The 15,706-nt window shown below is 57.3% G+C and carries 13 protein-coding genes and 1 pseudogene; 9 read left to right on the top strand and 5 right to left on the bottom strand.

Annotated elements, in window-relative coordinates; genetic code table 11:
- Positions 1 to 14: 14 nt before the first annotated feature.
- Both ACRXB1_RS02160 and ACRXB1_RS02155 read right to left on the bottom strand, forming a co-directional pair.
- Positions 15 to 428 carry an MBL fold metallo-hydrolase gene (locus ACRXB1_RS02160; RefSeq protein ID WP_449490937.1) on the bottom strand — a complete coding sequence of 138 codons (414 nt, stop codon included), beginning with the start codon at positions 426 to 428 and terminating at the stop codon, positions 15 to 17.
- 1,003 nt (positions 429 to 1,431) lie between these two features.
- Positions 1,432 to 2,154, bottom strand: coding sequence for a hypothetical protein (locus tag ACRXB1_RS02155; protein ID WP_449490936.1), 723 nt, complete (start codon positions 2,152 to 2,154; stop codon positions 1,432 to 1,434).
- Between the two features lie 315 nt (positions 2,155 to 2,469).
- On the opposite strand from ACRXB1_RS02155, the gene ACRXB1_RS02150 reads away from it, so the two are divergent.
- The 9 genes from ACRXB1_RS02150 to ACRXB1_RS02110 all read left to right on the top strand — a co-directional run bounded on the left by ACRXB1_RS02150 (position 2,470) and on the right by ACRXB1_RS02110 (position 9,739).
- Positions 2,470 to 2,865 carry a hypothetical protein gene (locus ACRXB1_RS02150; RefSeq protein WP_449490935.1) on the top strand — a complete coding sequence of 132 codons (396 nt, stop codon included), beginning with the start codon at positions 2,470 to 2,472 and terminating at the stop codon, positions 2,863 to 2,865.
- 1,113 nt (positions 2,866 to 3,978) lie between these two features.
- Positions 3,979 to 4,731, top strand: a complete 753-nt coding sequence (locus ACRXB1_RS02145; protein WP_449490934.1) for a TIGR04255 family protein — start codon at positions 3,979 to 3,981, stop codon at positions 4,729 to 4,731.
- The gene (locus ACRXB1_RS02140; RefSeq protein ID WP_449490933.1) at positions 4,728 to 5,276 is read left to right on the top strand and encodes a hypothetical protein; all 549 of its coding nucleotides are present in this window, start codon (positions 4,728 to 4,730) and stop codon (positions 5,274 to 5,276) included. Before ACRXB1_RS02145 ends, ACRXB1_RS02140 begins: the two co-directional genes overlap by 4 nt.
- Positions 5,273 to 5,968: a hypothetical protein gene (locus ACRXB1_RS02135; protein WP_449490932.1), complete on the top strand. Its 696-nt coding sequence runs from the start codon at positions 5,273 to 5,275 to the stop codon at positions 5,966 to 5,968. The genes ACRXB1_RS02140 and ACRXB1_RS02135 overlap by 4 nt, the downstream gene beginning before the upstream one ends.
- A gap of 55 nt (positions 5,969 to 6,023) precedes the next feature.
- The gene (locus ACRXB1_RS02130) at positions 6,024 to 6,248 is read left to right on the top strand and encodes a hypothetical protein (RefSeq protein WP_449490931.1); all 225 of its coding nucleotides are present in this window, start codon (positions 6,024 to 6,026) and stop codon (positions 6,246 to 6,248) included.
- Between the two features lie 118 nt (positions 6,249 to 6,366).
- Positions 6,367 to 6,636: a hypothetical protein gene (locus tag ACRXB1_RS02125; RefSeq protein ID WP_449490930.1), complete on the top strand. Its 270-nt coding sequence runs from the start codon at positions 6,367 to 6,369 to the stop codon at positions 6,634 to 6,636.
- A gap of 106 nt (positions 6,637 to 6,742) precedes the next feature.
- Entirely contained in the window at positions 6,743 to 7,144 is a 402-nt protein-coding gene (locus ACRXB1_RS02120) for a hypothetical protein (protein WP_449490929.1), read from the top strand.
- 522 nt (positions 7,145 to 7,666) lie between these two features.
- The gene (locus ACRXB1_RS02115; protein ID WP_449490928.1) at positions 7,667 to 8,542 is read left to right on the top strand and encodes a tyrosine-type recombinase/integrase; all 876 of its coding nucleotides are present in this window, start codon (positions 7,667 to 7,669) and stop codon (positions 8,540 to 8,542) included.
- A gap of 9 nt (positions 8,543 to 8,551) precedes the next feature.
- Positions 8,552 to 9,739 (top strand): IS91 family transposase, encoded by a 1,188-nt coding sequence (locus ACRXB1_RS02110; RefSeq protein ID WP_449490927.1) that lies wholly within the window; start codon positions 8,552 to 8,554, stop codon positions 9,737 to 9,739.
- Between the two features lie 585 nt (positions 9,740 to 10,324).
- Here the strand turns inward: ACRXB1_RS02110 and ACRXB1_RS02105 are convergent.
- From ACRXB1_RS02105 to ACRXB1_RS02095, 3 genes and pseudogenes are all read right to left on the bottom strand, one after another.
- On the bottom strand, positions 10,325 to 11,569 hold the full coding sequence (locus ACRXB1_RS02105) for a cytochrome-c peroxidase (RefSeq protein ID WP_449490926.1): 1,245 nt from the start codon (positions 11,567 to 11,569) through the stop codon (positions 10,325 to 10,327).
- A 77-nt stretch (positions 11,570 to 11,646) separates the two neighbouring features.
- Positions 11,647 to 13,527, bottom strand: coding sequence for an alkaline phosphatase family protein (locus ACRXB1_RS02100; protein WP_449490925.1), 1,881 nt, complete (start codon positions 13,525 to 13,527; stop codon positions 11,647 to 11,649).
- Positions 13,528 to 14,535: 1,008 nt separating this feature from the next.
- Positions 14,536 to 15,706: pseudogene (locus ACRXB1_RS02095) on the bottom strand (hypothetical protein); the annotation flags it as partial.

Below are 15,706 nucleotides of genomic sequence, written 5' to 3'. Positions count from 1 at the left end.
TCGATAAGCAGCGCTTACGCGTCGTAAGCGGAATGATCGACTAGATACGGCGTGACATGGAACGGCCCAACGTCGAAGCTATTTCGCGAGCAGTAGTCCCAACCGACATTGGGCAATGGCCATTCTACGGGAACGAAATCAGACGCCGCGCGCAATACCCGGCGGGCCGTTTTCCCAAGACCGATTTTGACTTTAGGAGAGACGTGAGCAAGTAAGCCGTAGTGGTCAAGGTGAGGATGCGAGATCAGGATCCCGTGCAGCGATGGATCGTTTCCGTCAAGTCCGCTCACGGCAGGCAGGAATCGCGGGGTATTGGACTCCGCGCTCAAAGGCAACCCGAGGTCGAGCAAGATGCGCTGACCGGACTCCTCCGATTCGATGCAACTGCCGCCGATCTCTTTACTTCCCCGATGTATGCGCGCTCGCATTTTCTTATTCCGAAATAATCCGACAAATGAACTTATAGCCCCCTATAGATTCGAATTCAGCGAATTTGAATTTACACTTCGGCCCATTGTATTTGTCGATCGAAAGGTATTTACTGATAGACGCTGTAGCTTCGCGTGATCGGATCTCTGGTAGTGAGATATCCAGCACCGGATTCCCGAGTCTTTCATCGTCACCCCGAGCAGACCTTTGGTATGCTGGCTAATCCACACGCACTCTCTCTCCGGCTGCAGCCTGGACTCCGAATTCGCGCGGCTAATATCGATCTTCGGCACCGCTTTTAGCGGAACACAACACGCTCGTATCTTGTGACCGTTGTCACTTCAACTGAAGCTGGTCAACGAGATTGGCGCCTGATGCGGAATGCAGATCTGGAACTAAAAGCAGGGCAGGACGTGCTCGGACGACTAGTTCCGAAACCCGTAATGCTCAATTATCGGAACGAGCGCCGAATGGATCCCCCATTCCGCTACCAATGGACCGTTCGCATCGTCAGCGGACTCTCGAACAGCGCTTACGACCGTCCTTCACAGGTTGACCTGCGCCGGCGACGAAATGGTAAGCCGCGGGCCGCACCGTCGGTTCAGTGTTTGCCCGCAGTCGGCCAGAAAGGGACACTCAGGCCGCACATAGCTAGGGCATTTGCAAGGCAGCTTTCATCAACAGATCAGACATTCGAGAGTTGCTGAAGTTTGGCCGAGGGGTTCAATTTCTCGCCTACGTTCGACGTCAGAAAGAGTTGTAAAAAGTTGGCGAGGGGGAGCCGGTGGGCGACTACCAGTGAAATGCCCGTGCCTCGCGATCGGAGCAACGGCTCTGCGAATTTGCGCCGACACGCGGTGACACATAGGCCGGCCGCCTCCGAACACCAAAAAATCTTCCTGACACGTTCTGCACTGCGCCGGGGCCAGTAGCGTCGGCTGAATCGGACGGCTCTAAGGGGAGAGAGCGCCAAAAGGCCGTTGGCACATCGTCAGCGGCTCATCAGTTGCATGACCAATCGGCACGAACACCGCCGTGCTGCAGCGTTTCAAGTTGACTCTTGATCCTTGCGCGAGTTAGTGGATTATCTACAGCCTCCCTGCATTCTGTTCTCATCGTGGCGAGCAGAGGGGATGGGTCAGCGCCGCCAGCAACGAGCCGCGATACAACGTCCGCCTTACCATTAAATGACGCGTAGTAAAAGGCTTCAGTGTCGAGACGGCCGTCACTTAAAAGTGCAGACCTGACGCCGCCTTTTGCGCCGAAGTCCACATGAAAAGTCCGGAACAAATCCACGATCGATGCTGCATTGGGGTTGTTTGCGATACCTGTAGCAAGGACGAATAGGCCTCCGTCACCAATGCTATCTGGCGACATGCCGGCGCGCAGATAAGTTTGAACAGCCTCTGGTGTGCCGCTCTCTGCAGCCGCCTGAAATCCTGCCACGGTATATGGTTGATGCCACTTTTCCAGTTGTTCGATCGCTCCTTCCTTCGAACTCGGGTCGGCTGCCTTGGGGCCTGGGTTAATAATGACGTCGTGGGCTACGCTCCCTGGGATGCTAACGGCCATACTCCCGATGCCCGATGCGGTCACGGCGGAAGCTGCAGACGTCGAACCAGGAAAGAACTTGATAGCTGCCCCGATGACGACGGTAAGCAGGGCGATAAGACCGACAATCATTTCGGCCCGCTTGGAAGACTTCTTGGAATCTCTGTTAGACATGGCTTCTTCTCTTTGCATGACCCGACGGAGAGCCGCTGTCCATTCGGACAGCCCGTCTCTTTATGGTATCCGGATTTATTTTATAACCGCTTAAAATACAGCGTCAGAACCTGAAGTGCTTAGATTGTCATTTTTCCCGACCTTGCGCGTGGAGATGCTGAGCCGCCTACGACTAGATACGGGTCGAGCTTCCAGGTATGGCGGGATGCACAGGTCAAGGCTTCTGAAGCGCCCAGGCTCAAAAAAAATGCGTGTTGAACTATCACTTCGCAGTTACGATGGTCATATCCCGATGACGCTCACCACCTGACCACGATGAAGTCCATCCTACCCTTCACTGGTATAGCCATATATGTTGCCCTTTCAACGCCCGCTGCAGCTGCCAGTCCAGGTAACGGAAAGTGCCTGCAGTTCGATCCAGCGAAGTCGACCATCGTCGGGAAAGCAACGCTTGGCCGGTATCCGAATGGGGGGCCTTTCGCGGCAATTGTTCCCGACAAGCCGGTCTGCATCGCAGGTGGAGGAACAGATTACACGGATGCGAACGGGCTGACGGTCCTTGCGTTGTATTTCAACGGCAAATCTGTCTTGCCGAAGCAGTGGCAAGGCAAGCATGTGGCAGTGAGTGGATTGCTACGTCAAGGTGTCGATCCGCACGAGGTGGCCACGCCGAACTTCATGCTTGTGGATTCGATCAAGGCGGCGCATTAGCGAGGCTTCGATGGCCATGCGCGCCGGACTGACCAAATACGAGGTGGCGGTTCGCGCGGCGAGATTCTGGTCACTCCTCGCAGTGCAGACGCCACGTGCATCTTGTGAAATAGACCGGACTTGGTGAGGTCGACCAGTTCCATGACAACGACACGCGGCGTTGCGTGGACAGACGAAAACTGCCCGCGGGTGCCGGTGCGCAGCCGATGGCGCAAAAAAACCGGAATTCCGCAGGGCGTGTAAATCGCAGCCGTGAGCCAAAGGCGAAGCGGTGCAGGAGGGAAGCCGCGTCTTCGTCGACGCGATCCGCAGCATTAAGTGGAAAGGTGAAGTGTGGCAAATTTGTGGTCGATAAGTGGTCCGAGGGGGGATGACCGCTTATGCCGGGACATCCGTCATTGCGGCGTCGCAATTGTGAGTGCTGGCGTCGGGTCGCCTGCTGCCGATCGGCGTCAGGCAGTGACCGGCCAGTTGCTGCCCGTTCGCCCGTCCCACGGAGCCGTCGCTGGAATGGCTGGTTTGCTCGGAAAGCTGCCCGTTCGCACTCTTCGGGCACTGGGCTCAACGAAATGGCGGTTTATGAGCGAAGGCTAGAAGCGAAGCGAATTCGGAGGGATGCCCCTACAAGTGGATTACGTCACTGTCCGCGCCAGAGAGGCAAGTTGCCTCTGGCATATCTTCTCTCCAATTGGTTAATCTCGAGTTGCGGGGAGCAGCGAGTCAGAAGGTTCTCGACCGACCGATACATCGGGTAGGTGATCTAGGGAAAGTAATCAGCGAATAATAGAATAGACTCGGCGCTGCGAACGGGGACGCGGGTACAGCTCACCGTTAGCGCAGCGAACCGCCGCTGGTTGCCGACTTCAGCGTCGTAGATGAGGGCTGCGTATCGATGCCATGTTGAAAACGCTTTGCGCACGGTGCCTTGAACCATTGATAGCTCAAATGGTCCGCCGGCTACGTTGGCTCAATTCGCATGTGCGATCTCGGATCGCAATACAAGACAATCGACCCGTGGCATAGTGGAAGCATTAAGCGATATAATTTCACATAGTGAAAAATATGAGTGGAATATGGGGTGTCAACGAGCTAGTAACCGTTCGGTCCGAAAACGTGGACCGATACCAGCGAACCTTCCTGAAGCAGGCGGTCGCGGAATTCCGCTTTCCAACGCTGATCGAGTTGGGCGAAAGACGGCCGCCCGCGCAATTCGTTGCGGCGCTGCGTAGGGAATACCCTACGCTGGAACTCGCAAACGAGGTCACTCTCACCATGGGTGGTGAATCAGCCGGCTCGATAAACAAACACATTTTTCGATCGCGGAAGTACGACTGGACGGTTTCTCTTAAGGAAAGCGCTTTTTCAATAGAAACCAACGCATACCCAGGTTTCCATGAAATGAAAGAGCGTGTAATGCATGTGGTAGCAGCAGCTTCGAAGATCATCGACTCGGATTTTTTCACTCGCGTCGGACTACGCTATATCAATGTGATTGACAGCGGAACCGATCCAGCTAAGGGCGGATGGGTAAATCCTGAGCTTGTTTCGCCGCTTTTGTCGGACTATTTTAAAGGCATACAAGAGTTCGCGGGAAGGATCCAGGTAGGCGGCGAGGACGGTGGATGCCTCTTGCAACACGGGATTCGGGTGAAACAGCCAACGGCCAACCAAGATCCGGAAGATGTATGGCCCGATTATCTTTTGGATCTTGATGTCTTCCGAAACGGAGTCGAAGTGGATGACACTGAGAAAAATATCGAAGCCATGCATGTCCAAGCCTTCAATCTCTTCGATTGGGCAATTGGTCCCTCAGCACGCAACTATCTGGCTGCACCCAAAGGCTTCCGCGCAAAGCAAGAATCATGAACAACTACGCTATCACTAAGGACGTTGGGTCATCGGCACCGAACTGGTCTGGTTTCGGATTGACCAACACGCGCTCGCAACTACGGACACCTACGCCACAAACTCGCACGTCTCCTACGCAACGCACGCATACGCAATTCGCGATTCTGAAGGGGAACGTAGCGAATTTTTTCGAGCGTCCAACTGGCACCGCGACTGCCGTTCGGGCAGCAGAACTTGGAGATGTTGTCGCGACGCTCCCGATCGCCAACGAACCCGCCCGTACCTTACCCGCGGAAGCAGCAGAAGCTAGAGACCCAATGCGAAGCAAGGTCGAGCGCATCGCGAGTGAACGGATGGTGCTGCTGGCGCGCAAATACGCGAAACAACACGCCCCCGAAATCCTCGCGCGCCTAGAAAAATTAAACGTATTGCTGATGGAAATAGCGCCACGAGTCTCCGATGAGCAAATTGTTGCACTTGAAAATTCTCACAAGCTCCTGCAACGCACGGACGAGGCCCGGGCTCAGCGGGCACAACGTCGCGCCGTGCAAGCGCAAACATGATGCTTTTTCTCTATCCAAAGACGAAGCACACGCGCCACCTCCAGCCCCGTCAGTTTAAGCGGTACCAGACCTACAAGCGATACCTCCAAAAGGAGTTCGCGCGGCTGTGTGTTTACTGTCGGCAGCCGGACAGTAGCGCACCGAACATCAACATGGGCGTTGATCACTATCGCCCAAAGGGAATCCCGCAGTTTGCCGCGTTAGTTCGAGATTGGACCAATCTCTACTATTGCTGCGGCGCTTGCAACAGCCGTAAAAATAATTACTGGCCCTCCGACGAAAGCAAGGGGCCGTTTATAGTTAACCCGTGCGACTTCGAGATGGGGGCACACCTTCGCTACGACAGTAAAACGGGATTAGTCGAGATTCACAACCAGAGCAAAGACGGCGAGTGGACCAGGGACCTACTTCAACTGAACGACGACGCGACGATTAAATATCGAAAAGCCACACAAAAGACGATCGCGCTTTTCGACAAATCGATCAGTGAGGCGCTCCGAGAACTCGCCGAAATCCAAACCCTGCTCCAAAACCAAAAAATTACGCAGGCACAGTACGATCTGGACAAGAGTGCAATCCAGGGAGAACTCGATGACCTCCGCGAGACGCGGGCTCGATTCACTGGGGAGCTTCCGTTGGCACCATTGCGTGCCCAGCGCGCGGGCGTTGCACTGGGCACGTTTCCTCCCTGAGTTCCAGTACGCGCGTAAAGTTAGTACCGAATCTATTTGGTGCTCGCTGAACGGTGTGACCGACATCATTGGCTCAAGAGAGATCGCCGAGAATATTTTTCGTTCCTTGACTCATACCTTCTTTTTTAATTCAAAAGGCCTTTGCTTCGAATGGGGACGACTACACTCAGGCGATCGATTGAAAGGCTATTCGCGCAAGGAACAGTATCGAACAACCGATCGCGTCATAACGGCATTTGGACAAAGCAACATCATCATGACGAAAATTGATGCCCGTTAGGTAAATTAATGCGACGGGCGCTTGCACTCAATTTTTTCGTTTGGATCCAACGCAATGTGACGGGAGTTCCAAGGCGTCCGGCCGCCACGAAGCAGACACCAGAATTCGGGAGACCACATTGGACATCACAACGACAATCCCCCTCACGCAGCAAGAGACAACTGAACTCGCCGCCATCTTGGGGTGCGATGTGGCTCAACTGCAAGACAGACTGATAGGCTATTCAGCGGCCGCCATAAAGGAATACGTGACAATGTTTCGTGGACAAAAGGCTCTGAAGAGAGGCAGCGACATTCTGGAGTACCGGCTATTTCTTCTGATTGAGTCTGCTTTCGACGGAAAATTCCAGACGAGCAGAAGGTTTGCAGTTTATTTCAAACTACGCTAACCGAAAGCAGGTCGTTGATTCGCTCCGTGATCTCAAAGTATCAATACCAATTAAGGGCGTCTGTCGAGGCCACCATGCGTGATCCACAAAACCCTTGAGGTGATGTATGAGCGACTTGCTGGCTGCTGCATCGTTGTTGGCGACGGTCGTCACGATTCTCTACAGTCTTTGGTACCCGGAGTTAGTAAAGATTCTCGAGATCAGGCCTGCAGACTTCAAGGAGGACAATGAGCACAATCGCAGCGTGGTGAGGCGGGCTTTACGAGGAAAGGCATTTCCGTTGGCGATTCTGGCCGTGTGCGTAGGAGCGGTTTTCCTTCCCGATGCCGTTTCGATCTGTGTCGAGTCTTACGAGGGCTACGCACAAAGCGGCTTTGGGCAGTTTTCCCGTTACGACGCAGTCCGAACCGCTCTGGTGCTAGTAGTTGCTGTGTCGATTTTACTTGCATGGCACATCATTTCCCTTACAGGCCGATTATCGGCACTCTGGCTGAGATTAGGAAAATGACTGAAAGGCCCTACCAATGATTGTTACGAAGCCGATCGGCGCATGGCTGACGCGGCTCCATCTCGGCGATTAAAGAGAAGATTCGACAGGGTACGTTCCAAAAGAGGGAAAAGAGGGGCGCTTGGCCCGCAGGAATGCTCGCCAATGGTGCTGTTGGTTGAGACCGAGATGCCGACAGCGACCATCCAGGGAGCACGCAGGGCGCCGTGCGCACAAAAGCGGACGTTCGCAGGTGCTGGCGCAACACTGCATTGACTGACCGGTAAGGCCGAACTGCTGTTCGCGAGAAACAGGCTTGGATGGCCAGACCACTCCGTTACCTGACGTTAAACCCCTGACTGCGCGACCGGCTGCGGTGGGTCGACACGAGCCCGACACATGGGGCCGCACGCGACCAGCGGACTAAACCGCTCGCGCGGTATGCACTGCGTTTGAACCTGGTGGTTCTTCAGAGGAAACCCGCTCGGTTTCCTATGTTGAGCAATGAGGCAATCCGCCTCGTTACTCGACAGGAGCCGAGCCATGACAACCCCCAAAACAGGCATCAGTCCGTTACGCCAGCGCATGATGGACGACATGCGCATGCGCCGCCTCGCGCCCACCACGCAAGCCAACTATCTTCGCGTGGTACGACAGTTCACCGTGTTTCTCGGACGTTCGCCCGACACGGCCACCGTTGAGGACTTGCGACGCTATCAACTGCATCTGGTTGACCACGGCGTGTCGCCGATTTCCCTGAACGCGGCGATCACCGGCTTGAAGTTCTTCTTCGGCACAACGTTCGGTCAGGAGGCGTTGATGGCGAAGATGCGTCCGATTTATCTTCCGCGCACCTTGCCCGTCATACTCAGCCGCGACGAAGTGGGCCGACTGATCGCGGCGGCCGGCCATCTCAAGCATCAGACAGCGCTCGCGCTAGCTTACGGCACAGGATTACGCGCCAGCGAAGTGGTGGCGTTGAAGGTCGGTGACATCGACAGCCAGCGCATGACGCTGCGCGTTGAGCAAGGTAAAGGTCAGAAGGATCGATATGCGATGCTTTCGCCCATCTTGCTTGAGCGACTGCGGGTTTGGTGGCGAGTCGCCCGCGCCCAGGGCAAGATGCTCGACGGCGGCTGGCTCTTTCCAGGGCTCGATCCAATTGAATCGCTCAGCACCCGCCAACTCAACCGGGCGATCCATGCAGCCGCCGAGGCCGCGGAAATCGACAAGCGCGTGTCCATGCACACCTTGCGCCATAGCTTTGCCACTCATCTGCTCGAACAGAAGGTCGATATCCGCGTGATCCAGGTCATGCTCGGCCATAAGAAGCTTGAGACCACAGCGCTTTACGCCCAAGTCGCCACCAACATTCTGCGCGAGGTGGTCAGCCCGCTTGAGAGTCTGCATCCTGAGTAGCTCGCCGTCGTGGCGCATTGCGCGCTGGAGGTGGCCGACGTCTTTCGCTCTCTTGGCTCAACGTGGCGTCAATCTGCCCACCTGAGCCTCGGGCAACTGAAGGTCATGTCCGCGATCGAACAGTGCCGCAGCGCGGCGCTGGGAGGACACGTGCTGCGCTGCGAAGGGTGCGCGGCGATCGAAGTCGCCTACAACTCATGTCGCAATAGACATTGCCCGAGGTGCCAGGCTAGCGCTGCGCGCCGGTGGCTAGAAGCGCGTGAGGCTGATCTCCTGCCCGTTGAGTACTACCACGTGGTCTTCACACTGCCAGCTGCGATCAGCGCGATTGCGTATTACAACAAGGCCGTCATCTACGGACTGCTGTTCGATATCGCGGCCGAGACATTGCGCACTATCGCCGCCGATCCGAAGCATCTCGGAGCACAGATCGGTGCCACGCTCGTCCTGCATACCTGGGGCTCCGCGCTCACGCATCATCCCCATGTGCATGGCATCGTTCCCGGTGGCGGGTTGTCGCCGGAGCGAAGCCGGTGGGTAGCGTGCAAGCCAGGGTTCTTCCTTCCAGTGCGCGTACTCTCGCGCCTGTTCCGGCGACGCTTCCTCGAAGAGCTGGAGGCCATGTATCGCCGCGGCCGGTTGCGCTTCTTCGGCGAATACGCCGAGCTCAACGATCTCACAGCCTTTGCTAAATGGCTTGCGCCAATGCGCGCATGCGAGTGGGTGGTGTATGCCAAACGCCCGTTTGCGGGACCCAAAGCCGTACTCGCCTATCTGTCACGTTACACGCACCGGGTCGCGATCTCTAACCACCGCCTGGTCGCCCTCAACGAACACGGCGTCACCTTCCGTTGGAAGGACTACCGCGTGGATGGACGCACACGCAACAAGACCATGACGCTCCAAGCAGATGAGTTCGTGCGCCGGTTCTTATTGCACGTGCTGCCTGGCGGCTTCCATCGCATCCGCCATTACGGTTTGCTCGCGAACCCATCGCGGCGCGAGAATCTCGCGAAGATACGCGAGTTGCTGGACGTAGTGCCTGCCAGTCTCGGCCGCAGTGCCAACGACGTAGTCACAGTCGCAATGCCGCCAACCTTCGTTTGCCGGCACTGCGGTTCGCCGATGATCATCATCGACATACTCCAGCGCAGCAGACCTATCCGGGGACCGCCTGTTGAGCGAGCCAACACATGAACGCTATCGAGTCAGGATGCACACATCGACTGTCGGCTCTTCGGCAACGAGAGCCAATAGGAGACGCCTGCGCCTATCGTTCCAAACGGGCAGTTTGGCGCTGGCCGCGTTGGCGTGATAGCAACGCTCAGCAGCGTCGCTGCTGCGATCGTGGTTGCCCAGGCTCAGATTTACCCGCGTTTATATCCACCGTGCCCTCAATAGGACCGAACCAATCGCCATAGCGGTGAAATGTTCAGACCATGTCGGAGCACTCCGCGGTTTCCTCCCTTGGGGCTTGTAGGACGCCTGCCCGCTGGCGTCTGGGCGAGTTGACACGTCGACGGATCAGGGCAGGCGTCCTACAACCCTAAACAAAATGGGACGTTCACACACGCAAGTAGAACCGTCAACAATCGGCTGAAGATGCTTGATGGCCTTTTCAATTTCGCGAGGTACACCGATCCAGTCGATTACAGAGAGGCCCGATTTGCTGCATTGACTCAATGACTCAATGACTCTATGACTCTATGACGCAGTAGTATCAGGCCCTTAACACAAAAAAAACCCGGTTAAGACTAATCGGGCTTTTTTTTCTGCACGATGTTAGCGAGGCACTGCCTGTGCGTCCGCGTCGGTCAGGGTATTCAGGAACGCCACCACATCGCGGATATCCGAGTCCGACCAGACCGGTTTGCCGCCCAGGTGATTCGTCAGCGGCTCCGTCTTGACATCCACGTTACTGCGCAGATTCTTCGGCAGGTCGTCGAACTTCACGACGTGCCCGTGCGCGTCTTTCGGATACCACTTCGCCGGGTTCGTGTCGCGCTCAACATAGAAGCGCATCGAATCTTCAAGCGTATGGAACATGCCATTGTGGAAGAACACACCTCGCGTGGCGACGTTGCGAAGCGAAGGCGTGCGGAACATTCCACAGAACCATTTCTGTTGCTTCGCTTGGTCTTCACGCAGCGGCCCACATAACCCCATGTCGAAGAAATTCGGATCGCGGTTGGCCGGAATGTCCTTGTTGCGTGGTACGCCCAGCGTCTGGAAGTTGTAATCCGTCAATGCCGGATGCGAGCCATGAGCGCCTTTGTTGATGCGATGGCAGCTTGCGCAGTTGCCCTTGTCCGGGTCGCTGAACAGCGTCAATCCGTGCGCTTCCTGTGGCGTGAGTTTGTCCTTGCCGTCGAGCACGCGGTCGAACTTGCTGGAGTACGGCGCGAACGTCGGATCGTTGAACTGGAATGCCTGCAATACCTTTCCGAGGTCTGCCAGCGCCTCTGCCGGTCGCGAGAAAACGTCCTGGCCGAATGCTTCCCGGAACTGCTGTGCGTAGGTGCTTTTGCTCAGCTTCTTCGCCACGTCATCCGCATTGGTGTTTGCCATTTCATCCGGATTGAGCAGGGGAAATGCAGCCTGCTCCGCAGGGGTGTTGTAGCGCCCATCCCAGGTGTAGCCGCCAATGGGCTGATTATCGCCGTCCTCCAAGCGCTCTTTCAGGCTATTTGCCTGCGTGAACGTCCAGTAAGGCACAGAACGCAGATAGCGCAGCGACGGTACCGAGCGCAGTCCGCCTCGATCCATGTTTGGACCACCCAACTGGACAGCCAGACCATTCGGTGGCCCGTAGGCATTCGCGGGGCTGTGACAGGACGCACATGACTGCTTGCCGGAAGCCGACAGCGACGGATCGAAGAACGCCGCCTTGCCGATAGCTACCAGATCAGTAGTACCCGCTTTAACCGGAGATGCCGCTTGAGCGTCCAGCGCATGTTTGCCGCATGCGGACAGAAGGGAAATGCAAAGGGCCGTCGCGAGAACAGCCCTTGAAGGATATTGGCGCATGACTCATCAAGAAAACAGCCCGGTTCGAACAGAGAGCCGGGCAAACGACAACAGAGTTCTATTGAGATCGCTAGGGATTAGCGGTTGTCAATGTTGCTCGACGTGAAGATCGGCTTGAGCGATGTATCATCGGCGTAGCCGAGATACGAGCCCATGCCGAAGTTGTCTTCGAGCGAATGCAGCAGCGCGTAGTGGTTGTAGCCGGTGTTATCCACGTGGCCGCCCTTGATGAACGGCGACAGCAGAAGCGTACCAATCTGATCGCCACCGACTCCGAGGTAGTTCAACGAAATCGACACGCTCTGCACGGATGCAGGCAGCGTCGCCGGATTAATACCGAGCAGGCCTGCTTGGGCCACCGGCAACGTGGTCAACGTGACCTGTTCCGGACGCGCTACGTTCGGGCCCGTTTGCTGGTTGCAGCCAGGGCACTGATTGCCCATCTCCGGCTCCAGCAAGGAGAGCGTCTTGCCATCAGCACTGACTTGCGTTGTCGGCGTAAGTCCGGTCACGACGCCTTCATCCGTGGTGATGATGATCAGGCCGTCCTGCTTGTAGGCGGGCGAAGCCTGGATCACCGGGATCGTCTTCTTCAGGAAAGCGTCGATCGAAGTCAAACCACCAGGCTGACCGTTTGCGCAGCCCTTGCCCGCAGTACCCGTACCGTCACCATCATGACCATCGTCACACAGGTTCGGCGTGATGAAGGAGAAGTTTGGCGTAGTGTCGATCGACTGAAGATCCGTTGCCAGGTTGGCTTGCAGGTTGACCACGCGCGCGTCGCAGTTTGCCAGATCATCGATGGTCGAATGGAAATACGGGAACGGATTGTGACGCGTTGCGTACTCATCGCCCTCCACGTCACCCGAAGCCGAAGGAGCCTGCGCGGCCTGCGTGCCGTCTACAGCCTTCGTCGGGTCGGTGCCCGCAAGCTGCGCGGTACGGCGCGGGAACGAACAGGTCTTCGTGCCGTCACGGTTCAGGTTGTTGCCCATGTCCTCGTTGTAGCTGCGCCACGAGAGCTTGGCTTGTTCCATCTGGTTGCCCAAATGCTGCACACGAGCCGGGAACACGCAGCCGCCGCTCTGGTGGCCGTTTGCGTCCGTGCCTGCCTTGAGAACCTTGGGGTTTGCCGAGTCGTTTCCGGCATCGACGATATCAGACCAAATCGCGACGCAGTCCGATTCGGTGTCGTGTGTCGATGGCTGGCCCGACACCATCGATATGTAATTGTCCAGCGAAACGTGGCCGGTGCCATAGTAGTTCGCGAGGTACGTGCCCTGCGGCATCAGCGATTTCAGGTACGGGTCCTGGTTCGAATCAGGGTTCGTCGTGCCGTACGTCGATTCCGCGGCCTTGTTTTCGAGCACGATAACCCAGACGTGCTTGATCGCCTTATTAGAGGCGACGGTTGCAATGTACTGGTCGCTCGCAGCTTTCACCGCGGCGTTGCCGTTGGTGTTGAAGTCGCCCAGCAGAGTGTCTGGCGCCGTGCCGATCTTGCTGGCCAGTTGCGTTTGAGCATCCGACTGCGACAGGCCACTGTCCATCAATTGCGAAAGCTGCGTGGTGATCGCGCTGACGGAACTGACGCCGCGCGGCGAACGGAGCGTAGCCGCGCTGTTGAACGCTGTGCCCATGTTCTTGCCCGATGCGTCGTTCTCCGTGGCACCATTCAGGTCGGCAACAACATACTTCCAGGAACCATTGCTCGTATCGGAGATCGAGAACTTGCCTTGGGCATCCGAGCGCGCGACAGGCTCGCCCTGGTCGCACTTGCCGTTGTTGTTTTCATCGAGGCAGACCGCCGCACCTTGGATATAGCTGCCGAGCACCTGACCGGTGACCTTCGGCCCGCTCGACCCATTGTCGCTGCTTCCGCAGGCAGACAACCCTGCCATTACGCCGATGCTTGCCAGCATCGCGAGCGCACCCCTACACAACCCTGCATTTCTCACAACTTCTCCTCGTTATGGGCCGGATCCATCCGACGGCATTTGACTCGCACGAAGCCTATGTCAGTTGTGTTACACGCCCATTAAAATTTGTTAGGAATTGAAATAAGCATCGGCTCAAGCCGCCTCCAGCGAATTAAGGCTCGACGGGTAAGCAGGGGTGACCTTCGGCAGCAACCGGCCGGTCGGCGCAAACATCTGAATCGCGGGCAATTGATGCGCGTGCAACGAAATCGTGAAAATCCGAGGGGGCGCCGAATGTTCGTTGCGCTATGGAGCTAGGCGATACGTGGGGTTTGCGCGGCGTCGCCGCGCTTGCCACCCAAGCGCTTGAACGTCCGCTTAGGAGAAATCCCACGGGCCAAATCGGGTCGACTTGGGTCTGCCGCGGTTGGTGAATTTGCTCGACCGTTGGCAACTGGCTGACCCAGTCCGCCGAGACAAACGCAAAGTTTCGGCGACGGCGGTTAGCGTCGAAAATTCTATATGGCTCGCGACTAAGATCAGAAATCTTGATAGTCAGTTCGCCATACGTAAGCAACTCTAGCTTACCTAGCGGTCAACTCTTGATATGCTCAACGGTCATTCGGAAGCAAGCGCTCCGCACGTCCGCGAAAGGCGTTTTTGTTCAACGCAGAATTTTCCGTCGCGCACGGCCTGAGAGATTGCTGCTGGTCTTGTGACACGCCGCCAATTAGTTTAGGTCGACCATCGACGACGGAATGCCCTGTCGTTTTACGTCGAGTTAACGAATCGTGGGCAGATGCCCGGGGCATCAATTGCTGCGCTAGCGTCGGGGTCGAACAGCTAAGCCTCGAGACGCGTTTCGCGTCGATACGCGGAGCGAAATGACTGATAGCGCCTTCACCTGTGCCGCCGAGCCTGACGGGCAGGTAGCGAATTGCGCGAGCAGGGCGAGTTTGCCCTCGGACAGCACGACGTCTTCCATCGAACGGCTCGATGCGCACGGCGGATCGCCGTTCGATGTTGGGTGCATGCAGTCAATGGGTGTCAAGGTTTCGGGTTGCTGCGCTGGTGCTCGCTCCACTGGCGGAGCCGCGCGTTCAGAACCTGCGCCGCTTGCTTCTCCGGCTCCGATGCCTTCGCCGTGTAGTTTGTCAGCACGAAATCAGCTTGCCGGTACACAGGCGTCCAGAACTTCGGATCGCTCGCGGTGGCATGCAGCTTTTCGTAGAAGGCGAGCATGCCGTCCGTGTGCTGCGCGAGAATTCGGCGATCTACAGCATCGCACACTTTGATTCCGTTGATTGCCGCCTGCGCCCAGAAATCAGTCTGACGGTGCATCTTCTTCATAAGCGAGGCATAGACGTCCCGGATCAGCGCGTCGCGCTCGGTGTCGGGACGGCCGGCATCGTGCAGATCGATGTCCTTCCAAAGCGCCTGCACCGTGCTCGCCGACAGATACTTGAGCGCTGGCAGAAACAGCATGTCGCTGCGCACGGCTCGTGAAAGCTCGATGGCCTTGAAGAAATGGTCGACGGCACGGTCGATGCCCGTCGTAGCCGGCTTGCCACTGCCGTTGGCCACGCACAGATGGATCTTGGCGAGCCGCCGCCACGCAGAACCCGTCAGCGTTTCCATGCGCACCGAAGGACGCAGCGCGCTCAGGCGTTCGAGCAGTTCGGCGGCGTCGGTCACTTCTTTGATGCACTTCTCCGTCTGCGCCGGGTCAGGCACGCTGGCGGGATCGTTGCTGAGCGGCCGCACGAACTGGTCGAGCGCCAGACGCGCCCGCACGCGCGCCCACTCCGCGCCTGCTTCGAACGAGGCGCTGCCGTCTGCTGCTGTCACCGCGCGCTCGTACCAGCGCTCGGCGTTGTCATCGCTGGCGACTTGCGTCCACGCGCGCGCGAACGCTTCGGCAACCTTGCCGATCTGGCCATAGCGCGCCCGGAACGTTGCTTCGAGATACTGGATGCGCTCGATCTGCTGACGCAGCACCGACTCGTCATAGCGCGCGGCGAGGCTCAGTTGGTCCAGCGCCAGCACGAGCGCATTTGGCGAGGCGACCGCTGCGTACAGCTTTGAGCTGGGCATCGGCGCGGGCAGCGTGGCTTGCGGTCCCGCGCGAAAGGTCCAGTCTGGGTCGCCGTAGCATTGATACGCTGCCCAGGTATTGCCGGCCAGCGCGCTATGACGAGTCGGTGCTGCGTCAGCAGAA

Source organism: Caballeronia sp. M23-90 (assembly GCF_053574605.1).
This window is presented reverse-complemented; position numbering and strand designations above follow the sequence as displayed.